The following is a 22,998-nucleotide window of genomic DNA, read 5'->3' as shown; positions in this document are numbered from 1 at the left end:
GTCGAATCTCATCGCACGTCCCGCCGCGTCCCGGCATCACCAGCCGGGCGGAACACCAGCCGCGGAGGCCGGGTCCTCGCCGGACCGCTCCGCTCGTCGCACCGGGCCTGTCATCCCGACCCCGCGCTCCGCGACGCCCGGTCCCACGTCAGGACGACCCGGAGCGACCGGCGGATCGCCGGATTTTTCCCACGTTACGCCACACCGCGCGCTCGCAGGTCACGCACCGGCACACGCCGGACCGCGGTCCACCGCGGCGAACGCGTACGCCACGGGAGAAAACGCGTACGCCACGGGAGAAAGTGCCCCAGGTAGGAATCGGACCTACGGCCTACCGCTTAGGAGGCGGTCGCTCTATCCACTGAGCTACTGGGGCATGGGACGAGGTGGAAACGACCACGTCGTGACGTGCTGAGGTGGCTCGGGCGCACCGGGCCCGGTGCCTCTCGACGATCGAGAGTACCCGGGACGCCACTGCGGCTGATCGTACGGCCATGGGGGCGCGGGCGGCAGCCTCCCGGAGAATCACTCCCCCGGGAGCCGCCGAGGCGGCGTCCGGCAGCGCGGACCGCCGGTCAGCCGAACTGCTGGGCTATCTCGACAAGTTCCTTGCATTTCGGGCAGATCGGGAACCGCGAGGGGTCCCGGACGGGTTCGAACTTGTAGCCGCACAGCGCGGTGACCCGGCCGCCCTCGATCGACGCGCGGACGATCTCCTCGCGGCGGGCGTAGTGGGAGTGGTCGTCACCCTCGTTGGTGCGGGTGTCCGACGTCTCAGGTGCGATCTGAGTCGTGCTCATGCTGGCGATTCTAGTGCCGTGCCCGGCGTGCCCGGCGCGGGCGAGCCGGGCGCGGTCCGACTTGCGGCGGCCCGTGACGGGCGCCGCTCGGGGTGTCGCCACGGACGCCCACGGTGGTCCGACGGACACAGCCGCCACGGGACACATGGCACTTGCATTTCACGGGCGCGGCGTACTCTGGAGTGGACGAAGGAGACCGGTGACTGGACTGATCGACAGTACCGAGATGTACCTCCGCACCCTGTATGAACTGAGGGAAGAGGGCATCCCCCCGCTACGCGCGCGCCTCGTGGAACGGCTGCACGTGAGCGCGCCTGCCGCCAGCGAGTCGACGGCTCGCCTGGCCAACGAGGGCCTCGTGTCCCTCGCCGATGACCGTACCGTCCAGTTCACCGAGAAAGGCCTGATGCGCGCCACCGCCGTCATGCGCAAGCATCGGCTGGCGGAGCTGCTCCTCACGAAGGTCATCGGGCTGGACTGGGCCCTGGTGCACAACGAGGCGTGCCGCTGGGAGCACGTGATCTCCGACGAGGTCGAGGCGCGGCTGACGGTCCTGCTGGGCGATCCGAAGCGCTGCCCGTTCGGCAACGAGATCCCGCCCGCGCAGCACCCGGAGCAGACACGCCCGGCCACCGCGCCGGTCAGCCTGCTCGCCTCCGCCGACCGCGCCCCGGCCAACGGCGGCCAGCCGGTGACGGTGAGCTGGATCTCCGAACGGCTGCAGACCGACGAGTCGGCCATGCGTCGCCTGCAGGACGCCGCCATCGTGCCGGGCGCCCAGGTGATGCCGGGTTCCCGCGGCGATCTGATCCGGATCATGACCCCCAACGGCCAGACCGACGCGGAGATCAGCCGCAGCACGGCGGCGCTCGTCTACGTCGACCGCTGATCCCTCCGTCCGCCCTGGGCTCGCGCCGGCGGCCTTCAGCTACCGGCCAGCGGCTCGGCCGCCCCAGGGCCGGCGGACCCGGCCAGCTCCGGGGCGGACTCACGCACCCGGTCGCACTCCACCCTGGAAGCTCGACCACCAGACGTCCTCGACCCGTACCACCTCGCCGGTCCGCGGCGCGTTGATCATCTTTCCGCTTCCCACGTAGATGCCGACGTGGTCGATGTCGGCGTGGAAGAAGACCAGGTCACCGGCGACCAGCTCGGCACGGCTCACCCGCCGCCCCTCGTTCCACTGCGAGCCCGTGTAGTGGCTGAGGGCGACACCTGCCTTCCGCCACACCCACTGGGTCAGGCCGGAGCAGTCGAAGGTGCCCGGTCCCTCCGCCCCCCACACGTACGGCTTCCCGAGCTGGGCGTATGCCTCCCGCACGGCCGTCCCGGCGCCGCCACTGCCCAGCGGCGGTTCCGCTGGCGCGGCCGTGACCGGCGTGGCGGCGAAGCCCTTGCCGGCCGCCGCCGCGGCACCCGCCTGCTGTCCGTAGCGGGCGCTCTCGGCGGCGGCCTGCCGCGCCGCCGCGGCGGCCGCGGCGGCGGCCGCGGCCTGTCTGGCCCGCCGGGCGGCCTCCGCCCGCGCCCTGGCCCGCTTCTCCAGCTCCGCGAAGCGTGCCTGGAGCTGACCGAGCAGGTCCTGCTGGTCCGTGGCGGTGGCCGCGAGGGCGCTTTTCCGCTCGGCGAGGTCATCCACGATCTTCTTCTTGCCAGCGAGCGCGTCGTCCGCCTCCCGCCGCGCCTCGGTGAGATCCCGGCGAGCCAGACGCAGCCCGCCGTCGGCCACCCGCTGGCGGCGCGCCAGCGCGTCGACGGCACCCAGCCGGTCCAGCGCGCGGCGCGGGTCACCGCCGAGCAGCAGGGACAGCTCGCTGAACCCCCCGGATCGGTCCACCGAGACGGCCAGTCCCCGGTGGCGATCCGAGGCCGCCCGCACGGCCTGGTTGGCCCGCCCCACCCGGGCAGCGGCGGCGGAGGCGGCCCGCTCGGCGGCCGCGAGCCGGATTCGACCGGCGTCGAACTCCTCCGCCGCCCGCGCCGACTGCCGGACCGACGCGTCCAGCGCCGCCTTCGTGCGGTCGATCTCCACCTGGACCTCGGCGAGGCTCGAGGACGTGGCGGGTGCCGCCGGCCCCGGCGCCCCCCAGGCCGCGCCGGCCAGGCCCGTCAGCGCCATCGGCGCGGCCAGGAGCAGCCCCGTGAGGCACGAGACCGCCTGGCGGGATGCGCGCGGTGGGTCTGGTGGACACGAAGCCGCAGTCGGGACGTCGGCCCGTCCACGGCGCGCCCGGAACGCGTCTTCGGCGTCGATATCGGCGCCCGCGTCGGCGTCGATATCGGCGCCCGAGTCGGCGTCGCGGTGGCGGGTCTCGGAACACGATTCGCCGGCGTTGCGCCGGCCCTCCGTGGGGACGCTGCTCACACCGCCGGACCGTAACTGTGTGCAGTTATACAGTCACGGAAGCACGCCGAAGTGGGCGCAGAGTCTCCGGAGACCCACTGTGAGACCGCCGAAACGGGCCACAGGTCGCCCAATTCAGCGATTTCACACGTCAGAAACAGCTTAGACACAGGTCGGGAACAGATCCTGCCGAACCTTCGGACCCGAGGATCCGGGACGAGCGCAGCGTGGCCGGCGACCGGGTGAGCGTAGTGTCCGCGCAACGCGCGGGGGGATGACAGGAGTGAAATGGACAAATTGAACTCGGGCGATACCGCGTGGATGCTCACCAGTGCCGCGATCGTGCTGTTCATGACACCCGGGCTGGCGTTCTTCTACGGCGGCATGGTCCGTGCGAAGAACGTCCTCGGCATGATCATGCAGAACTTCTTCACCATCGGCATGATCACGCTCGTCTGGTCGGTCCTCGGCTTCAGCCTGGCCTTCGGTGACGGCAACGGGTTCTGGGGCGGCTTCCACTTCTTCGCCCTGCAGAACCTGACCAGCGGCGATGCCGCGATCCCGTACGTGGTGTTCGTGGCGTTCCAGATGATGTTCGCGATCATCACCCCCGCGCTCATCACCGGTTCCATCGCCGACCGGATGAAGTTCAGCGCCTTCGCGGTGTTCATCACGCTGTGGTCGCTGTTCGTCTACTCGCCGATCGCCCACTGGGTCTGGGCGACCAACGGCTGGCTGTTCAAGCGCGGCGCGATGGACTTCGCGGGTGGCACGGTCGTGCACGCCAACGCCGGTATCGCCGCGATCGTGCTCGCGCTGGTGCTCGGCAAGCGCGCCGGCTGGCCCAGCGGCGACTTCCGCCCGCACAACGTGCCGTTCGTCCTGCTCGGTACCGGCATCCTGTGGGTCGGCTGGTTCGGGTTCAACGCCGGCTCGGCGCTGGGCGCGAACAAGCTCGCCGGTGTGGCGCTGCTCAACACGCAGATCGCGACCGGTGTCGCCATCCTCGGCTGGCTGGTCATCGAGAGGATCCGCGACGGCAAGGCCACCACGCTGGGCGCCGCGTCCGGTGCGGTCGCGGGTCTGGTCGCCATCACCCCGGCCTGTGGTTTCGTCTCGCCGATGGGATCGATCGCGGTCGGCGGCATCGCCGGCGTGGTCTGCGCCCTGGCCACGTCCATCAAGGGCAAGGTCGGCATCGACGACTCGCTCGACGTCGGTGCGGTCCACCTCGTCGGTGGTGTGCTCGGCGCCCTGCTGACCGGTCTGTTCGCCACCGTGGACACCAACTCGGCGGGCAAGGACGGCGTGTTCTACGGCGGCCCGTGGAGCGTCTTCGGCGAGCAGGCGCTGGCCGTCGGCGCAACGCTCGGCTACTCGGCTGTCGTCACTGCGATCATCGCGCTGGCGATCAAGTACACGATCGGCCTGAAGCTGAGCGAGGAGGACCAGTTCACTGGCATGGACGAGGCGCTGCACGGCGAGACCGCCTACCGGTACACCTCGATCGGCGGCGCCGGTTCGCTGTCGTCGTCCGTCAGCTCCGTCAAGGTGCCTGAGGAGGCCCAGGCATGACCAAGCTCGTCACCGCCGTCATCAAGCCGTTCAAGGTCGACGACGTCAAGACGGCGCTGGAGAAGCTGGGTGTGCACGGCCTGACGATCTCCGAGGTCCAGGGCTACGGCCGCCAGAAGGGCCACACGGAGGTCTACCGGGGCGCCGAGTACAAGGTCGACTTCGTCCCGAAGATCAAGATCGAGATCGTCGTCGCCGACGAGGCCGCGGACGACCTGGTCGCCGCGATCACCGCGGCCGCGCAGACCGGCAAGATCGGCGACGGCAAGGTCTGGGTCGTCCCGGTCGACTCGGTCGTGCGAGTCCGCACCGGCGAACGCGGCACCGACGCGCTCTGATCACCCCGGCACGTCCGGGTGCTGGCCACGCCGGCACCCACCACGCACCATCACATGAGGCGGCACCGCGCGATCACCAGCGCGGTGCCGCGCCATGCGTCCGGCAGGCCGAGGTGTTCCACGGGTGCCACGGCCGGACTCCGCTCGCGGAGGAGACAGCCATGAAGGACCGTCTGGACATCCTGCGCGGACGCCACGACCCGCTCCCCACGGCAACCGGGGCCGCCCTGCGCCGCCAGCTCACCGACCTGGCCGACGAGGTGCTCCTCGAGCTGTTCGGCGACCCGGGCCCGGGCGTCGCCCTCGTCGCCGTGGGCGGCTACGGCCGGGCCCAGCCCGCCTTCGGCAGCGACCTCGACCTGGTCCTCCTGCACGACGGCGCACGACGGGACATCACCGCCCTCGCCGACGCGATCTGGTATCCGCTGTGGGACGCCGGCATCGGCCTCGACCACAGCGTGCGCACGATCGACGAGGCGAACGCGGTGGCCGACGAGGACCTCAAAGCGGCCCTGGGTCTGCTCGACGCCCGTCACATCGCCGGCGACGAGAACCTCTCGAAGGACCTGGCTCGCCGCGCCCGCTCCCGGTGGCGCACCCGCGCGCCGAAACGCCTCCCCGAGCTCGCGGCCGCCGTCGCCGAGCGCGCGGCCCGCCTCGGCGAGGTCGCGTTCCTGCTCGAACCCGACCTCAAGGAGTCCCGCGGCGGCCTGCGTGACGTCGACGCCCTGCACGCCCTTGCGGCCGCCTGGGTCGCCGAGGTCCCCTCCGAGCGGGTGCTGGCCGCCGCCGAGGTGCTCCTCGACGCCCGCGGCGAGATCCGCCGGCTCAGCGCCGGGCGCGCACAGGACCGGCTGCTGCTGCAGGACGGCACCGCGGTCGCGGAGGCCCTCGGCTACGCCGACTCGATGGCGCTCGCCCACGCGGTCGCCGACGCCGGCCGGACGATCTCCTGGGCCTGGGACGCGACCTGGTACCGGACGTTCGCCGGCCTGCGCTCCACGTCGCGCTGGCCCGGCCGGCGCCCCGTTCGCCGCCCGCTCGACGAAGGGGTGATCGACCAGGGCGGCGAGATCCAGCTCGCCCTGGACGCCGAGCCGACGAAGGACCCGATCCTGGTGCTGCGGGTCGCCGCCGCCGCGGCGCGCACCGGCCTGCCGCTGGGCCGCTACGCCGTCGACCGCCTCGCCCGCGAGGCACCGCCGATGCCCGCTCCCTGGCCGCCTGCCGCCCTCGACGCGCTCGTCGCCCTGCTCGCGACCGGGGACGCAGCCGTCGGCGTCCTGGAGTCCCTCGACCAGGTCGGTCTGCTCGTCCGTCTGCTCCCCGAGTGGGCAGCCGTGCGCAGCCGACCGCAGCGCAACCCGTACCACCGTTTCACCGTCGACCGGCACCTGATGGAGGCCGCCGCGCGGGCGGCCGCGTTCACCCGGGACGTGGACCGTCCCGACCTGCTCCTGCTGGGCGCCCTGCTGCACGACATCGGCAAGGGCTTTCCCGGCGACCACACCGACACGGGCATCGAGCAGGTCCGCCGGATCGGCCCACGACTCGGTCTGCCCGACGAGGACGTCGAGGTTCTCGTCGCGATGGTCCGCCATCACCTGCTGCTGGGGGAGACCGCGACTCGACGCGACATCGACGACATGGCCACGATCCGAGCCGTCGCCACCGCCGCTGGCAGCGACCGGATCCTGTCGCTACTGCACCGCCTTACCGAGGCCGACTCCCGCGCGACCGGCCCGACCGCGTGGAACGCCTGGAAGGCCCGTCTGATCGGCGATCTGGTCGCCCGCGCCCGCGCCCTCCTCGACGGCGAGCGGGTCCCCTGCCCGCCGCGCCTCGACGATCGCCAGCGCGCGCTGCTCGCCCTGCCCGACGAACACGTTGTCCAGGTCAACCCGCTGCCCGACGAGGGCATGTTCGAGATCGTCGTGGTCACCGCCGACCAGGTCGGCCTGCTCGCCGTGACAGCCGGCGTCCTCGCGCTCAACCGCCTGGACATCCGCCGGGCCTCCGCCCGCAGCCAGGATGGGCGGGCGCTGCTGCAGGCCGCCGTCGCCGCGCCGCACGGCAGGACGCCGGAACGGGCGAAACTGCTCGCCGACCTGCGCGCGGTGCTCGCCGGCACGGTGGACATCGCCGAGCGTCTCGCCGCCCGGGAACGCGACTACGCCGGGGTGAAGCAGTGGACCACACCGGGGCCACCGCAGGTGCTGTTCGACGACCTCGGGACCACCACCGTCCTCGAGGTGCGGGCCCCCGACCGCGCGGGCGTCCTGTTCCGGATCGTGCGTGAGCTCTCCGGCCTGCGCCTCGACGTGGCCACCGCGATCGTCGCCACCCTCGGACTCGACGTGGTCGACGCCTTCTACCTGCGTGAGGCCGATGGCGGCCCGGTGGCCGACGAAGCTCGCAGGGCCGAGATCGCGCACGCGGTGCTGACCGCGCTGGGCGGGCGGGCGGACAGCGACGCAACCGCGGCCCCCGCCGGCACCAGCGAGCCTGCCGGGAATCTCCCGGGGACGGGCAGCGGCGCGACGACGCCCGCCACGGGCGTCGAGCCGCGAGCGGACCCGTCATCCGAGGCGTCGGCCATCCCGGCCTGACCACAGACCTGACCCGCCGGCCCGCGCCCACCGTGGTGTGATCCATCCCGCGCGCTCCGGGCAGGACCCGCCCCGTTGGCACGCGCGGGGGAGACGCTATGATGAGCACGCACGTTGGGAGGCTTCGCCTAGTCCGGTCTATGGCGCCGCACTGCTAATGCGGTTGGGGGCTTCAACCCCCTCCCGGGTTCAAATCCCGGAGCCTCCGCCCTTCGCTCCCGGGGTCCGTCGCACGACTGGCCCTACGAGCAGCCCAGCCTCGCCGGGACGTCTGCGTGGGCCTCCGTTTCCGCGGGCAGCACCGGTTCCCGCGATCACGTCTCGCCGTTGCCTCGTGGGACCGGGTCACTGTCCGGAGGTGCCTGTCGGTTCGGCGACCAGCCGGTCGGCGGAGCACCATCCAAGGCGTGCCTGTCCGGCCCCGTCCACTCGCTCGGGGCGCGGGGCTGTCACGACTCTGGCTGACCGTGCCGCTCCTGCTCGGCGTCCTCGTCATGCACGCCGGCCTGTCCATCAACACCGGCCATGCCTCACTCGCCAGCGACGCCTCCCTCGCCAGCCATGCCGCCCCCGCCAGCCACGCCCCCCTCGCCAGCCATGCCGGCATCCCAACGCCGTCAGGCGACCGTCTGGCGATGCCGTTGCATGAGGGCGCTCGATAGCGCCGTTCATGCCGCCTCACCTAATGGTGGGGCACCCCGGGTCTGACCGGCCGTGGCCGTGCCCGGTTCCTGTTTCACAGCCACCTGCCCCGCAAGCGGGGTCCTCTGGTCGACTCCACGGGCGTTTTCCGTCTCCGATGTACTGGCGGCGACGAGGTTTGCCAAGTTGACCGCGGCGTTGCGGTCGCGGTCGGCTACCAGCCCGCAGGACTGGCAGGTGAACGTACGATCCGACAGGGGCAGGCTTGGGTTTCGCCAGCCACAGCCGGAACAGGTCTTCGAGCTCGGATACCAGCGGTCGGCGACGACGAGCGTCGAGCCGTACCAGCGGGTCTTGTAGTCGAGTTGCCGGCGGACTTCAGCCATCGCGACGTCCGAGACGGCGCGTGCGAGCCGCCGGTTACGGACCATCCCGGCGACATGGAGATCCTCGACCACGATCACGTCATGGTTCTTCGCGAGCCGGGTCGTGAGTGTGTGCAGGCCGTCGCGACGCTGGTTGGCGACCCGGGCGTGGATCCGGCCGAGGGCGGCCGCCCGCTTGCGCCGTCCGGCGCTTCCTGGCTTCGCCCGGGCGTAGGCCCGGGATGCCCTGCGCAGCCGGCGCTCGGACCGCCGGGCGTGCTTCGGGTTCGCAATCCGCTCTCCGGTCGAGAGGACAGCAAGGTGCCTCACGCCCAGATCGACGCCGACCACGCCGCCGCGACCGGGCTGGGCGGGGATCTCACGGTCGGCGTCGACGGTGAACGAGACATACCAGCGCCCGGCGGTCCGGGACACGGTGGCGCCGAGCAGCCGGGCGCGGCCGTCGGCAAGCCGGCCGGTGAGCGCGCCCATCGGCTCGTGGACCTTCACCCGCCCGATCCGGGGCAGCTTGACGTGCAGGTCATCCGCCGGACCGTAGGCGCCGGTGGTGTAGCGGAAGCTGTCGCGTGCCCTGCCGCGCTTCTTGAACCGGGCAAACCCGACCCGCCGGCCTTTGCGTTTCCCGTTGCGGGAGTCGCCGAAGTTCTTCAACGCACGGGCGAGCTGGTCCAGCCCGGCCGAGTACGCCTCCTTCGAGCACTCCGCCCACCATGAGGCGGCATCGTCCTTGGCCGCGTTCCAGGCCCGCCGCAGGACGGGCAGCGTCCACGGCACTGGGGTGAGCTGGTCGCTGTCGATCCCGTAGGACTTCTCCGCGTCGCGCTGGGCAAGCGCGGCCTTCACCAGCGCCAGACCCCAGTTGTAGGCGAACCGGGCCGCCCCGGCGTGCCGTCGCAGCCCGGCAAGCTGGGCGTCGTTCGGGTCAAGCGCGAACCGGTACGCCTGCATCGTCTTCACACCGGACCGTCCTTCGTGGCCTCGACGACCGCGCGGGCAGCCCGGTTCGCCGCCGCGCGGCGGCCATACAGCCGGGCACACATCGACGTGAGGATCTCGGTGATGTCCCGGACCAGATCATCGTCGACCTCGGCCGGGTCGACGACCAGCAACTCCCGGCCGTGCGCGGCCAACACCGCCTCGACGTATTCGGCGCCGAACCGCGCGAACCGGCCGCGGTGCTCGACGACGATCGCGCTCACCCCCGGGTCGCCCAGCAACACGAACAACTTCCCGCGGTGGCCGTTCAACACCGAACCGACCTCGGTCACGACCCGGCCAACGGGCAGGCCCTGCCCGACCGCCCACACGGTGACCCGGGCGACCTGCCAGTCCAGGTCGGCCTTCTGGTCAGCGGACGACACCCGGGCGTACACCGCCGTCACACCAGATGGCACCAGCCGTGTCTCGACGTCGCCGACCAGAATCAGGCCGCCAACCTTGCGGGCGGGGACCCGGAGCGTACCAGCGCCGGGCGGTCACGTACGCGACGCCCCGCGACTCGGCCCACTCCTTCAGGTTCACCTGACCATTATAGCGGGCCAAAGAGTACTATTGAGCGCCACTAGGCCAGCAGTTCACGGCCCCCTCGGCGCACCCTGGAACGGCGACATGCCGGCGTTGCCGTCCGGCGGCCCAGCACCGCCTGGCCGCCAGGCGCGGATGGCTCACACGAACTTGGCAGCGCCCGATCCAAGCCTGCACCCCCGCTCCGTCGCGCACACACCTCACCATCTGCATACCGGCGCGATGTGCCTGGCATTTCTCCGCCCTACGGGACTGCTGGCCTTCGCGTTGCTCCTCGCCGGTGCTCTTGCCGTCTCCGCATCACGGTGCCTGCTCTGCGGGTCCGCATGCTCGCCTGGTGGCCGGCCGCCCCCTGGCGAGTCCTGGCACTCCGCTACTCCCTCGCTCGCCCAGCTCTGCGTGCTTCGCCGGTAGATCGGCCGCTGCCGCCCAGGACATCCCTCCGCGGACCCCTGACCGGCACCCGACCACGGCTACGCACCGACAGAACGAGGGATCGCTTCACCATGAGACGACTGGCACTGTTGCTCTCAATGATCGCGACCGCGGCCCTGCTCGCGGCCTGCGGCGGGAACGACAGCGACGATCCGGGGAGCGGCGCCCACAACGGCGCCGACACCACCTTCACCCAGCACATGATCATCCATCATCGACAGGCGATCGAAATGGCGGATCTCGCTCCGACGCGCCCCGGAGACGGCAGGGTCGAAACGCTGGTGGATCAGATCCGCACCGCGCAGACGCCGCAGATCACCACTATGACCAGCTGGCTCAAGGCCTGGGGGCAGGCGACGGAGCCGGCGCAGGACGATGCCGGCGATGACCGATCGATGCCTGGCCCCGCCGGTCACGACCACGTCATGCCCAACGCGGGCACGACGCCCGCGGAGCCGATGGGCACCATGGACGGAATGATGTCCGACCTCGCCATGACCACCCTCAGGAACACCAGCGGCACCGCTTTCGACCGCATGTTTCTCACGATGATGATCGAGCATCACCAGGGCGCACTCGCCATGGCCAGCAGAGAGCTCCGCGATGGAGTCAACCCGGCGGCCCGCTCGCTCGCGACCGACATCAAGAGCGCACAGACCAGCGAGATCACCCGAATGCGTGAGCTGTTGAAGGGAATCTGACCCACCCGCTTGCCGGAAGGCGAGCGGGCTGACGTCGCCCCTGCGCCACAGGGGACGTCGGTCGCGGCCCCCGTCCCTGCGGTCAGGCGACGCGCCGCGGGTCGGCTGCTTCCCATCGCGACACCGCTCGCCGCTCCGGCGTCAGGATCACTGAATGCGCACGCAGTCACTATGTCAACACATGTCCAGCCCTCACGCAGACCTTTCCCCGAACACTGTTCGACAAAGTGGAGACTGCCCGTCGAGCGTCGCCGGAAGGATGCGGTCTGGCATCACTGCGGCGACCCTCACCGGCACAGAACCGGCCGGATCGGTCTCCTTGCGCGATAGCGCGTGCCGTGCGAGTAGGGGCTCTCACGCGGCGTTCCACCGCCACCTGGTCCGGTAGCCGGAAGGATCCCTGCTCGGTGATCACCGATGATGTCGCGGCGGCCGTGTTCGACTCGCTTCCCACTCCAGTCGCCGTCCTCGGGCCGGACGGAACGGTGGTTCGGCTCAACGAGGCCTGGCGGCGTAGTGCCGCGACCGGGGTCGCGTTGTTGCCCGTTCGACCTGGAATGAGCTGGCTGGTCGCCTGTGAGCACGCCATGGAGGCGGCGGCGCGCGGTGGCGACGCCGCCGGCGCCACCGAGACCCGCGTCCACGGGAGTCTGCCGGGCGATCCGGCCGCGCCGATTCGGATGCTGGCGACACTGTCGCGCCAGTTGATCGATCGACGTCGGACCAGGGCCCGCGTCGAGATGCCCCACCCGGCCGTCCGCGGCCAACGCTGGCTCGACGTACGGCTGAGCACGCTCGTCCGGGGCAACGGACTGCTCGTCGTGGTTGACGACGTCACCGACCGACGCCACCGCGAGGACGATCTTCGCCGCCAGGCCACAACCGATCCGATCACCGGCCTGCCGAACCGGACCGCCCTGCGCGCCCTGCTCACAACCCGCCTGACCGCCGATCCCACGGCCGACGCCCGCGCGGACACGGGAGCGTCACCCGGGAAATCCGGTCCGGCAGTGCTCTTTCTGGACCTGGACGCGTTTCGCCACATCAACAACTCCTTCGGCTACACGGTTGGCGATGCCGCGCTACATGCTTCCGCTCGGCGCTTTTCGAGCGTACTGGGAGCCGGCGACATCATCGGTCGATGGGACGGCGACGAATTCGTGGTTCTTTCCGACACCGAAACGGCTCAGGCGGCGGCCGATCTGGCGGAGCGACTGGCGGCCGCGCTCGATGAGCCGCTCGAAGTACACGGCCACCGGATCCATCTGTCGGTCAGCGTCGGCGTCGCGCTCGCCGTCGCCTCCGCATCTTCCGCTCAGGCAGGGCCTGTTGGCAAGGGGTCCCGGCGCGGAGCCTCCTCCCGGTCCGCCGCCTCCGCGTCTGAGGAGACCGGGGACGCGCTGGTGGCAAGGGCCGGCGCCGAGGTGATCCGCGTGCGTTCCCGGAACAGGCGACGGACCGACCGAAAATCTCGCTCCACGCCGCAGTAGAGGCTTTCGCTATTCCAATCTGCCACCCCACGACCACAACCTCAAATTCATATACGCAGCGTCGCCCAGCCTCGCCAGGATCGGATTCCGGGCCGTATTCTTCGGCCCATGCAGCTCTCCTTCACCGTCCACGATTCCCGTACGGGCACGCACGCCGACGTGCTTCTGAGAGCCGACGGCCGCGATACCGTCCGGCACCTCGCCACCGCCCTCGCCTGTGTCATCCGACCCAGCACCGGAGATCGGGCATCCGCACGGGCCGGGCCGTCGCTGAGCCTCGCTGACAGCCCTCGCGCGTTGGATCCCGACCTGCCACTCGGCTGCTCCCCGCTTCATGAGGGCGTGGTCGTGCTCCTGGACGCGTCGCAGGCTCGCCGCTCGTCGAGCGCCGGCCTGCTTGACCTGGCGATCGTCACGGGTGTGGGAGCCGGCGTCGTCCACCCGCTGCCCGCCGGAGAGCACCGGGTCGGCGTCTCACCAGGGGGAGTGATCACCCTCGGCGGCGGACTTCCGCGGCCACCGCTGCTCACGGTGCGCGTGGCCGTCGACGGCACATTCGATCTCATACCCGGGACGGGTACGCGGGTCATCTCGCGACCACCGGCCATGCCCCAGGGAACGATCGTCGCGCTGGTGGGGACGCCACCTGCCACCTTGCGATTCACGCGTCCGGCCGTTCAGGCCGCGCGCGCTCAGCTGCCCGCCCCTCGGTTCAACGTCAACCGGCCGCCCAGAATTCGCCCAACGCCATCGGCGACCGCGTTCACGCTCCCAGTGCCACCCACGCGTCCGCGTTCCATGCCCGTCCCCGTCCTGGCGACGCTTCTACCGGTGCTCGCCGCCGGCGGCATGGCCATGATCCTGGGATCAGCGTCCCTCCTGCTGTTCGCCGCTGTCGGCCCGTTGACCCTTGGCGCGTCGGTCCTGAGCACCCGGCGCAGAGACCGCAGCTCTCATCGGTCCGACCAGGCTCGGCACGAGCGAACCTGCCTCGCCGTCGAGCGGGCGGCGCGGCAGGCCCTGCGACGAGAACAGCGGGAACGGCACACGGACCACCCGGACCCGGCAGCCCTGTTCGCCATCGCCTGGCAGCGAGATGCCGGGCTGTGGCGGAGGCGCCCCGAGGACGCGGATTACCTGCGGCTGCGAGTTGGCACAGCGGAGCAGCCCAGCACGGTGGCGGTCTCGACGGCGGCGCGGGCCGCCAGTCCGCTCAGGGCGTGTTTTCCCGCCGTGATCGACCTGCCCGAGCACGGCGTGGCCGGCGTGGCCATACCTGCCGGTGGCGCCAGCGAACTTGGATCGTGGCTCGTCGCCCAGGCCGTCGTACTGCACAGCCCGGCGGAGCTCGCCGTCCGCGTTCTGGTGGCCGAGCCACGCGACGCCGACGCGTGGCGCTGGCTCCGCTGGCTGCCGCATTGCCGGTACGAGAGCGCCGATGCGCGACTGGTGTCGTTCGCCGCGGGCGAGGTGGGCTGCGCCGCGCAGGTCGCCGAATTGCTCTCCTTGATCGACGGGCGGAGGGAGCAGGGGTCCCGAGGCATCGCGCGCGGCCGTGACGTGCTGGTGGTCATCGAGGGAGCCCGAGCGCTTCGGGCCGTTCCCGGGATGATCGCTCTGCTGCGCACCGGACCTGAGCTCGGTGTCCACATCGTGTGCCTCGAGACTGCCGTTCGGAACCTTCCCGTCGAGTGCCGGACCGTCGTGGACGCGGACGGGGAGTACCTGACACTGCGCCGAGACCAGGGCTCAACAGTCCGGCGGGTCCGGCCGGATCTCGTCGGACCCGCCGGCCGACGTAGAAGTCTGACTGGGCTGGCGGGCACCTCTCGATGGTGCGAGTCGGTCGCACGCGCGCTCGCGCCGCTGCGGGACATCAGCGAGGACACCGGGCTCCCCGGGTCCGTCCGCCTGTCCGAGCTTCTGGCCCCCTATGGCACGACCGCCACCGCGATCGCCGCTCGGTGGGCATCAGCCGGATCCCCGGGTCCCGCCACCGGTGGCCGTCCCGTCCCGGTGGGCATCGCTGGTGGGGCCGTCTTCGCCCTGAACCTTCAGGCTGACGGTCCGCACGGGCTCATAGCGGGGACCACGGGAGCGGGCAAGTCCGAGCTGCTCCAGACCATCATCGCCGCGCACGCAGTCGCCTACCGTCCGGACGAGCTGACATTCGTGCTCGTCGACTACAAGGGCGGCAGCGCGTTCGCCGAATGCGCAGGACTACCCCACACCCTCGGCCTCGTGACGGACCTCGATCCACATCTCGTGCGGCGGGCGCTGACGTCGCTGTCAGCCGAACTGCGGCAGCGCGAGGGACTGCTCGCCCGTTACGGCGCCCGGGACCTCGAGTCCCTCAGCCGGCTGCCACCCGGGCAGCGGCCGGCGGCGACTCCGCCCCGACTCGTCCTCGTGGTCGACGAGTTCGCCACGCTGGCCCGGGAGCTACCCGACTTTGTCTCCGGTCTCGTCGGCCTTGCCCAACGCGGACGTTCCCTGGGGCTCCACCTCCTGTTGGCGACACAGCGGCCCAGCGGCGTCGTCTCGCCCGAGATCCGGGCGAACACCAACCTCCGCGTCGCCCTGCGCGTAACGGACATCGCCGAGAGCGAGGACGTCGTGGGCAGCCCGGACGCCGCTCTGATCGACCCGAGCACACCCGGACGCGCCGTGGTGCGATGCGGCCCCGATCGGGTCACGGTGGTGCAGACCGGTTGGGCCAGCGCCCCCTCACCGGACGACCTGGTCACGCCAGCGGGGCTGGAGGTCACCCGCCTTCCGTGGCCCGATCTCCGACCGCTCGTCGACGCTGCCGAGCCGGAGGCGACGTCATACGCGCCGACGACAGAGCTGACCGCCCTTGTCCACTCAGTGCGCGAAGCAGCCGCCTGCCTGCGGATCGGTTCCCAGCCGAGCCCCTGGCTCCCTCCCCTGCCCGAACGCCTGTCCTTGTCCGCCCTTCCGCCGGTTCCTCCCCTGTCTGCGGCCGCGGTTCACGCCGTGCGGCCAGTGACCATCGGACTCGTCGACGACTGCGACCGGCAGCGGCAGGACCCGTTCACCGTCGATCTGGAACACGGCGGCCACCTCCTGGTCGTGGGCGCGGCGCGATCCGGACGTTCCACAGCGCTGCGTGCCGTGGCCGGTGCGGTCGCGGGCGCGTTGTCCCCTCGCGACGTTCACCTCTACGGCCTGGACTGCGGGGGCGGAGCACTGGCCGCCATCACGGCACTGCCGCACACGGGGGCACTCGTCGGAAGAGACGACCCCGAGCGCGTCGGCCGCCTGCTCGCCCGTCTGATCGCCGTCGTCGACCAGAGACGGCGCCGCTTTGCCGTCGACGGTGTCGCCGACCTGCTCGAGGCTCGGCGCTCGGCGGGCCCCGGGGCCGCGTTGCCGTATCTTCTTCTGCTCCTCGACGGATTCGAAGGATTCCTCGCCGAGTTCGAGGACCTGAACGGTGGCGATCTGGTTGAGGACCTGATGCGGCTGCTGCGGGAGGGCCTCGGGGCCGGTCTGCGGGTCATCCTCTCCACGGATCGGCGCGGGCTGACGGGACGCCTCACCTCCCTCGTCGACGAACGCCTGATCCTGCGCATGGCCGATCCCGCGGACTACGCTCTCGCGGGAATCACCGCGGCGACGCTGCCGGGACACCTGCCCGCGGGGCGAGCTCTGGCGACCGGAGGACGCTTCGCCACGCCGGTTGAGGTGCAGGTCGGACTGCTCGATGGCGAGCCCGCCGGACGCAGCCAGGCCGCGGCCCTGCGCTCGCTGGGGGCCCGGGCCTCGGTCCTGGCCCCCGCGACCGTCCCGGCCTCGGGAGGCATGCGGCCTTTCCGCGTGGAGGCACTGCCCACCCGCGTGACAGCGGCTGAGATGGCCGCAGCACTACGCGACCGGCCAGCGCCGCTGCTCTCGACCGGACTCCGAGTCCCGCTCGGTCTGGGTGGTGACGATCTTTCCCCCGTCGAGATCGATCTCTCGGACGACACCGGCTTCGTGGTGGGAGGGCCGCCCCGATCCGGCCGCAGTTCCACACTTGTCACCATCTCGCTGGCTCTGTTGCGGCAGGGTATGGCCCTCGTCGCCGTGACGCCACGAGCCTGCGCCCTGCGCAACCTGATCGATCACCGCAACATGGTGGTCGTGCTGGACGCCGGCCTGAGCCCGCTCTCCGGGCATGCCACGCAGAACCGGCCGAATCCCCCGGAGCAGCTTCACCCTGTCACGAGGCTGCTGTGGCCAGGGGCTGGAGCTGACGGAACACCCTCCATCGACGCAGCGGGCAGGGCACCGGTCGTGCTCGTGGACGATGCGGAGCTCGTCGGGGAGCCAGCCGCCAGCGCGCTGGCCGACTACTGGAGACGCGCACGCGATCTCGGCGGGATTCTGATCATTGCTGGCTCAACCGAGGATCTGCTTCTGCAGTACCGCGGCTTCACGGTCGACGTGCGCCGAGAGGAGCACGGTCTGCTACTCGCGCCGAGGCGTGTGACCGACGGCGATCTCCTGGGAACGCGCCTTCCCCGTCCAGGCAGCGGACCGGTGCCGCCGGGGCGGGGGGTTCTCGTCCGGCGGGGGCGCCTGCGGCCCGTGCAGGTTGCCCGGCCACCATCGCCGTCCCCCACCGCCGCACCCAACCACAACCGGGAGCCCACGCGTCATGAGAACGGTCACCACTCCGGCAGCCATGCAAGCCGCCTCCCGGATGGGTCAGCTGCTGCCTGATCTGCAAAGAACGGCGACGACCCTCGTCCACCACGGCAACACGCTGGCCGACCCGCGCTTCTGGGAGGGCCCCAAGGCGCAGGTCTTCCGCAGCCAGATCTGGCCGGAGGTCCAGCGCGCGCTGATCGATCTGCACGCCGACCTCACCGAGCTCGCGCACGGCATCGCCGAGATCAACAGAAGGACCGCGGCGGCGGGAAGCTGACCACCGCCGACGATCCCGCCGTACCGCCAGAGCAAGGAGAGCGATGACCACCTCGGGTATCACCGTCCGTAGCACTCCGGAGGCCGCATCCGCCGTCTCGGACCTCGCCTCGATCGTCAACGGCACGCTGCTACACCACTTCGACGAGCTGCGCTCGATCGCCAGAGTGCTCACCGACCCGGAGAACTGGGACGGACGTGGAGCGGCCGACTTCCGGACCAACGTCTGGCCCAGCTACGAGCGGACCCTCACCGATCTGCACACCCAGCTCGACCAGCTGCGGGCCAGGCTCGCCGAGATCCAGAACGAGATTCAGAACGCGGGATGATCGGTGGCTGCCGGCCGGTGTTCAGTCACGAGGTTCGCCGGCGAGTAGCCCGATCGACTCCTCCGTGTCGAGCAACGCACAGACCCGGTCGGTGCGCACCACCGCCTCGGCGATCTCCATTCGCAGGATCGTCCAGCCGGTGCCAAGGTCGAACAAATCGGGCGTCGGATGCCGTTCAGCGAAAAGCACGGCGGCCGCCCGGCAGAACTCGGGGGGCAGCGACGCTACCCAACCGCCGAGCGCCACCGACACCCAACGACGCGTACTCGGCTCGGATCCAGACATGTTCACCCGGGCGGCCATGTCGTCGCTCTGCGGCCACGCCCCAGCGGCAGTCGGCACCAGCAGCAGGAGATGCGCCGCCTCCAACGCCGTGGTGCCATCGACCACCGATGACATCGGCGACAGCTCGGGCGCCGTCGACGAGCCGACCACCGGATGGGCAGGAGACACACCGGGATGGCCGTGCACCACCACTGGGCCGGAGAAGGCACCTGGAAGCGACTCGACCGTCGTCACGAAGCGCAGGCCGTGCACCACCCGCCCACCCCACAGGGCCAGGCTCGCGTACGGCGCTGACCTGATCAGGGATCTGGCAGCCCTGATCGGTGCGCTGTCCACGCCTCGCCGCTGGTCCGCCATCACATACCTCCAGGTCAACCTGTGGTTAAGCTTCCCTTGCTTAGGTTCGCCTAACTTAACGGAGGAGACGACGTTGCGCCACAAGCCGGTGGTCAAGTTGAGCCGGAGCCTCGGCCTGCCCCTCTCGGACAAGGCCGTGCGGTACTACGAGCGGCGCCCGTTCCCCCCGGGCGTCCACGGTCAGCGCCGCGTGACGATGACGCCCTACAAGGAGCGGCTACGCGAGAAGCAGCGGCTGCGCTTCCAATACCACATCAGCGAGAAGCAGCTACGCGCCGCGTTCACCCAGGCAACGCGAAGCGCCGGCAGGACCGGTCACGCCCTCCTCGAGGACCTGGAGACCCGGCTCGACGCGACCGTCTGGCGGTCCGGCCTGGCAAAGACGATCTACCAGGCTCGACAGTTCGTCAGCCACGGGCACATCCACGTCAACGGCCGCGGAGTCGACCGCCCGGGGCGGCGGGTGCAGCCGGGCGACGTCATCTCGGTCGCGCCCCGCAGCCGCTCCACGCCCCCGTTCCGACTGATCGCGGACGGGCCGGCCCCGACGGCCAGCACGCCGCCATACCTAAAAGTCCATCAACGCGAACTCACCGTGATCACGGAGAGACGGCCGCGCCGCCCCGAGATCCCGATCGTCTGCGACGAGCAGCTCGTCGTCGAGTACTACGCACGCTGAGCCGCCGCGCCCCAGCCCGCGACCGGTGCCACAGCCGTCGCCCGCGCGCGTGGTACCGCTCGGGAGCACCGGCGGGGCGAACCGACAGCCGCCGGATCGCCCCGCCTCCCGACCCACTTCGCCTGCCGCGGCGAAGTACTCCGAGCACGGACAATCGGGGACGGATGACTACTCAGTGCAAGACCAACCAGCGAACCCGAAGGCCATCAGGCGTAATGGATGCTCATCGTGCAGGGAAGACGTCAAATACGTCACCCCACCGCTCCCGTTCCGCGACCGCACTGGTACGGTTACAACCTGTTCGTCCTGCTGTCACCACTCGGCGCAGCGGCGTGAGGAGGCCGGATGCCCACAGCGCACCGCTCCCAGCGAACTTCCCCGCCTCGGCCGGCCGGCCGCACTTCTCAGTACCACACCGTTCACCGCCAGGTAGAACTACGTCTTCCCAACCATCGGATCCAGTCAATGGTCACAGGAAGGCCATGGAACTACTGCTTCACACGAAATTCCGGTCGCCGCCGCCCTAGCATGAGCGCCACACGGCGTGCCCCACGGACCAACGCCGCCCCGCGACTGGCACGCTCGTCCGCCCGACCCTGTACCTGATCGGGGACGATCCATGTCACCATCACCGTTCCCCCCGGCACCGTCGCCGTCCCAGCCGCCTGCTCGCTCCAGGCACCTCCGGCCGCCGGTCACCGAGCCGGGCGCCCCGGCCTCCCGACCGGCACCCCGGCCTCCCGGCGAGTCGGAGCTGGTGAGCACGTCCGCACGGGGAGTCCCGGCGCGCCAGTCGTTGCCGACCTCCACCGGCGACGAACGGGCGAGGGACCGTCGGCGTGCAGCTGCCGCACTCGCGGCGATCGTCATGGCGATCGCCGGGGTCCCCGTGCTGCTCGTCGTGGCGCTCGGTCCGCCGATCCAGGCCGGCGACGGAGCCGGAGCCGTGGCACGCGCGGTGGTGTCCCTGCTCTTCTGGGCCGCATGGGCGCACTTCCTCGCGTGCCTCATCGCGGAGTGGCGGGCCGAGGTGCGGGGAAGCGGTCTCGCGCCGCGTATTCCCCTCGGTGGCGCGCCCCAGGCGCTCGCCCGCCGGCTCATCGTCACCGCGTTACTCCTCTCGGGCACGACGGCGCTCATCGTCCCGATGACCTACAGTCAGGCGACGGCCGGCCCCGGCCCACGGTCACGGCGTCACGCCGCAGCGGGCATCCGGCAACCCTGTGGGAACAGCCACCGGCGCCACCGTCCGCCCGGTCCTCGAGCCGCCCTACCCGGATGATGCCGTCGATGGCCTGGTGACCCGCCACGGCGACGGCTACGACGACCGATACGACGACGATCTGTTCGGCGGGCCGGCTGGGACGGTCGGCCCCGGCGCTGACACGCCGGGTCCGGCAGAGACCGGATCGGCACACGGCGTCATGTCCGAGCCAGAGCAGGCCGCGTCTACCGGTCCACAGCCCACCGGTCAGACGACCGGATGGCCGTCTGACCGGCCGGGAAGCCGGCCCGAGCTGATCAGTCCTGTGATGGACCAGCACCGCCGGCTGATGCCCGGGGATCGGGTGGTCAAGCTATACGAGGTGCGCCCCGCCGAGGGGCGACATCATGACACTCTGTGGGGCATCGCCGAGCGGTTCCTGGGCGACGGCCTGCGATACCGAGAGATCTTCGACCTCAACGAAGGCCGGACCCAACCCGACGGGCGAACCCTGTCCAAACCTTCCCTGATCCACGCTGGATGGGTGCTGCTCCTACCCGCTGACGCCCAGGGCGAGGGCCTGCGGGTCCTACACGTTCCCGACGCCGCGAACGTCTGGTCCGAGGCCGCCGGTCAGGCCGATCCCGCGACGACGCTCGATGACGACGCCGACCTCGTCGATGACGCCGACGACAGCGCTCTGCCGCCGGGCAACGCGGATGGGGGATTCGCGGGCGGAAGGATCAGGGACATCGCCTGGTCCCACGATCCCGAGTCCATACCGCCAGGTTCCGGCGTGGGCGGGGGCGGACAGGAGACGTGGACTGGTCACAGCCGGCACGCCGTTGGCGCCGGCCCGAACGTGGACACGGCGGCCGATCCCGCGGCCAGCGACACGGCGTCGGCGGGCTGGGAGACGCCGGCCGTGTCGATCTCGGCGTTTCACACGCCGGAACCGGAGTTTCTGGGCCTTGCCGGCGCCGGGCTTCTCGCGGCCGGCGTCCTTGTCGCGCTGGCCGAGCGGAGAGCCGGGGCGACGCCGGCACCGACGGCGGCGGAGCAGGCGCTGCTGCTCGCCGCGGACCCCGACGCGGCCAGGTTCGTCGACCGCGCTCTTCGAGCCCTCGCCTCCGGCCTCACCGCCCAGGGACGCCTGCTCCCGCCCGTCTACGCGGCGATCCTCACCGACCAGACCATGATCCTTCACATGGCACCGGCCGAGGCCCAACCTCCTCCTGCGCCGTGGGTGCCCGGGGAGGTGGCGGGCTCGTGGCGGATCGATCGGATCCCCGGACTCCTGGACAGTCTCGGCGAGGACCTGGGCCCGTCGGCACCGGGTGGAGTGCCGGCGCCGTTCCCCGCGCTGGTCAGCTTCGGGCACGACGACGGCGGCAGCCGCATCCTGGTGGACATCGAAGGTGCGCCAGGAGTGATCAGCCTCCTCGGCGACCGAGCGGTCGCGACACAGATCGCGATCGCGGCAGCGCTCGAGCTGGCCACCAACATGTGGTCGGACGACCTGCGCGTCTGCTTCGTCGGATTTCCGCCCGACGACGCGCTCGGCGAACTTCTGGAGGTCGCACCAGAACGGCTGTGGGCCGCGCCGGACGTTCGGTACGCGCTCGACGAGCTGTCAGGACCCGAGGACGCGGACGCGGACGAGGACGGCGACGACTTCCCGCTGGAGGCCGGCCAGCGCATCGCCGGCAACCCTGGAGCGCTCGCCCCCGACCTGCTCATCCTCGCGCAGCCGACCGAGGACAACGAGACCGCCCGGCTGATCAGGATGTCACAGGGGCGCCGCCATGCCATCGGGATCCTGACGATCGGCGACTCCCCCGCGGCACGGTGGCGTTTCACCGTCGATGCGGACCGACGGATGTCGCTCGGAGTGCTCGGCGTCGACGTGTGGGCGCAGGGCGTGGCCCCAGCCGAGTACCGAGCGATCGCCGCGCTGTTCCGTCACCCGGCAACCGCCGCCCCGGCCTCGCCACAAGCCGCCGCGGCCGCCGTGCCGCCGGGAGCGGCCGGAAGGGCGCCGGCGGGGGCCGGGGCAGCCGGAGCGGAGTCAACGGCCGGCGGATCGAGCGCCGCCTACCCCGCCGGGACGACATCCCCGAGTACCGGGACCGCCGGGGCGGCATCGCACGCACCCGGTGCCCGTGCGCCGGGGACGGACGACGACATCACCCGGCCACCGGCAAGACCTGGAACGGTGCCCGGCGCTGTCCCCTGGACACCGTCCCGTTCCGGCCTCGTACCCCAGCCCGCCGGCCCGGTCGACGCGCGGCCGCCGGGCCCTGACAACGACTCCACCCGATCGCGATCGCGGCAGCGCTCGAGCTGGCCACCAACATGTGGTCGGACGACC

General features: G+C 71.3%; 17 protein-coding genes, 2 tRNA genes and 1 pseudogene. 14 read left to right on the top strand and 6 right to left on the bottom strand.

Translation table 11 applies throughout. From position 1 onward, the window contains the following. Positions 1-303 precede the first annotated feature (303 nt). Both C1A33_RS22510 and C1A33_RS22505 read right to left on the bottom strand, forming a co-directional pair. A tRNA-Arg gene (locus C1A33_RS22510) sits at positions 304-376 on the bottom strand. 199 nt (positions 377-575) lie between these two features. Next, positions 576-800, bottom strand: a complete 225-nt coding sequence (locus tag C1A33_RS22505; protein WP_101833401.1) for a DUF3039 domain-containing protein — start codon at positions 798-800, stop codon at positions 576-578. Between the two features lie 199 nt (positions 801-999). On the opposite strand from C1A33_RS22505, the gene C1A33_RS22500 reads away from it, so the two are divergent. Then, positions 1,000-1,689 carry a metal-dependent transcriptional regulator gene (locus tag C1A33_RS22500; protein WP_101833354.1) on the top strand — a complete coding sequence of 230 codons (690 nt, stop codon included), beginning with the start codon at positions 1,000-1,002 and terminating at the stop codon, positions 1,687-1,689. Between the two features lie 99 nt (positions 1,690-1,788). On the opposite strand, the gene C1A33_RS22495 is transcribed toward C1A33_RS22500, so the two are convergent. Further along, the gene (locus C1A33_RS22495; protein ID WP_243407833.1) at positions 1,789-3,162 is read right to left on the bottom strand and encodes a C40 family peptidase; all 1,374 of its coding nucleotides are present in this window, start codon (positions 3,160-3,162) and stop codon (positions 1,789-1,791) included. A 267-nt stretch (positions 3,163-3,429) separates the two neighbouring features. Here C1A33_RS22495 and C1A33_RS22490 point away from each other — a divergent pair, with 267 nt between their 5' ends. The 5 genes from C1A33_RS22490 to C1A33_RS22470 all read left to right on the top strand — a co-directional run bounded on the left by C1A33_RS22490 (position 3,430) and on the right by C1A33_RS22470 (position 8,325). After that, positions 3,430-4,716 (top strand): ammonium transporter, encoded by a 1,287-nt coding sequence (locus C1A33_RS22490; RefSeq protein WP_101833353.1) that lies wholly within the window; start codon positions 3,430-3,432, stop codon positions 4,714-4,716. Further along, positions 4,713-5,054 carry a P-II family nitrogen regulator gene (locus tag C1A33_RS22485; RefSeq protein WP_101833352.1) on the top strand — a complete coding sequence of 114 codons (342 nt, stop codon included), beginning with the start codon at positions 4,713-4,715 and terminating at the stop codon, positions 5,052-5,054. The genes C1A33_RS22490 and C1A33_RS22485 overlap by 4 nt, the downstream gene beginning before the upstream one ends. Positions 5,055-5,215: 161 nt before the next feature. Beyond that, entirely contained in the window at positions 5,216-7,663 is a 2,448-nt protein-coding gene (locus tag C1A33_RS22480) for a [protein-PII] uridylyltransferase (RefSeq protein WP_101833351.1), read from the top strand. 117 nt (positions 7,664-7,780) lie between these two features. Then, positions 7,781-7,871, top strand: a tRNA-Ser gene (locus C1A33_RS22475). Positions 7,872-8,070: 199 nt separating this feature from the next. Further along, entirely contained in the window at positions 8,071-8,325 is a 255-nt protein-coding gene (locus C1A33_RS22470) for a hypothetical protein (protein ID WP_133150792.1), read from the top strand. A gap of 6 nt (positions 8,326-8,331) precedes the next feature. Here the strand turns inward: C1A33_RS22470 and tnpB are convergent, their stop codons facing one another. Together tnpB and C1A33_RS22460 are read right to left on the bottom strand one after the other, a co-directional pair. Next, positions 8,332-9,648 (bottom strand): IS607 family element RNA-guided endonuclease TnpB, encoded by a 1,317-nt coding sequence (tnpB, locus tag C1A33_RS22465; RefSeq protein WP_101833349.1) that lies wholly within the window; start codon positions 9,646-9,648, stop codon positions 8,332-8,334. After that, positions 9,645-10,212 (bottom strand): annotated as a pseudogene (locus C1A33_RS22460) (IS607 family transposase). The gene tnpB and the pseudogene C1A33_RS22460 overlap by 4 nt, the downstream one beginning before the upstream one ends. A gap of 509 nt (positions 10,213-10,721) precedes the next feature. Here C1A33_RS22460 and C1A33_RS22455 point away from each other — a divergent pair. The 5 genes from C1A33_RS22455 to C1A33_RS22435 all read left to right on the top strand — a co-directional run bounded on the left by C1A33_RS22455 (position 10,722) and on the right by C1A33_RS22435 (position 18,102). Further along, on the top strand, positions 10,722-11,351 hold the full coding sequence (locus C1A33_RS22455) for a DUF305 domain-containing protein (protein WP_101833348.1): 630 nt from the start codon (positions 10,722-10,724) through the stop codon (positions 11,349-11,351). Positions 11,352-11,938: 587 nt separating this feature from the next. Beyond that, positions 11,939-12,841 carry a GGDEF domain-containing protein gene (locus C1A33_RS22450; RefSeq protein ID WP_243407832.1) on the top strand — a complete coding sequence of 301 codons (903 nt, stop codon included), beginning with the start codon at positions 11,939-11,941 and terminating at the stop codon, positions 12,839-12,841. Positions 12,842-13,189: 348 nt separating this feature from the next. Next, positions 13,190-17,569 carry an FtsK/SpoIIIE domain-containing protein gene (locus C1A33_RS22445; RefSeq protein ID WP_243407831.1) on the top strand — a complete coding sequence of 1,460 codons (4,380 nt, stop codon included), beginning with the start codon at positions 13,190-13,192 and terminating at the stop codon, positions 17,567-17,569. Beyond that, complete coding sequence (locus C1A33_RS22440) at positions 17,505-17,774, top strand: pyrophosphorylase (protein WP_101833345.1); 270 nt, start codon at positions 17,505-17,507, stop codon at positions 17,772-17,774. Before C1A33_RS22445 ends, C1A33_RS22440 begins: the two co-directional genes overlap by 65 nt. A gap of 43 nt (positions 17,775-17,817) precedes the next feature. Continuing rightward, the gene (locus tag C1A33_RS22435; protein ID WP_101833344.1) at positions 17,818-18,102 is read left to right on the top strand and encodes a hypothetical protein; all 285 of its coding nucleotides are present in this window, start codon (positions 17,818-17,820) and stop codon (positions 18,100-18,102) included. 21 nt (positions 18,103-18,123) lie between these two features. Here C1A33_RS22435 and C1A33_RS22430 read toward each other — a convergent pair whose 3' ends face one another. After that, entirely contained in the window at positions 18,124-18,840 is a 717-nt protein-coding gene (locus tag C1A33_RS22430; protein ID WP_243407829.1) for a hypothetical protein, read from the bottom strand. On the opposite strand from C1A33_RS22430, the gene rpsD reads away from it, so the two are divergent. The 3 genes from rpsD to C1A33_RS22415 form a co-directional block, all read left to right on the top strand. Next, positions 18,818-19,423, top strand: a complete 606-nt coding sequence (rpsD, locus tag C1A33_RS22425) for a 30S ribosomal protein S4 (protein WP_101833342.1) — start codon at positions 18,818-18,820, stop codon at positions 19,421-19,423. The genes C1A33_RS22430 and rpsD overlap by 23 nt on opposite strands. A gap of 868 nt (positions 19,424-20,291) precedes the next feature. Next, positions 20,292-20,705, top strand: coding sequence for a hypothetical protein (locus C1A33_RS22420; protein ID WP_101833341.1), 414 nt, complete (start codon positions 20,292-20,294; stop codon positions 20,703-20,705). A 250-nt stretch (positions 20,706-20,955) separates the two neighbouring features. Beyond that, positions 20,956-22,998 (top strand): LysM peptidoglycan-binding domain-containing protein (locus C1A33_RS22415; RefSeq protein WP_207770443.1); only part of this gene is annotated, 2,043 nt, incomplete at its 3' end.

Source organism: Frankia canadensis (assembly GCF_900197875.1).
Classification (GTDB): Bacteria; Actinomycetota; Actinomycetes; order Frankiales; family Frankiaceae; genus Frankia; species Frankia canadensis.
The sequence above is the reverse complement of the archived record's forward strand: the minus strand, read 5'-3'. Positions and strand labels throughout refer to the sequence as shown.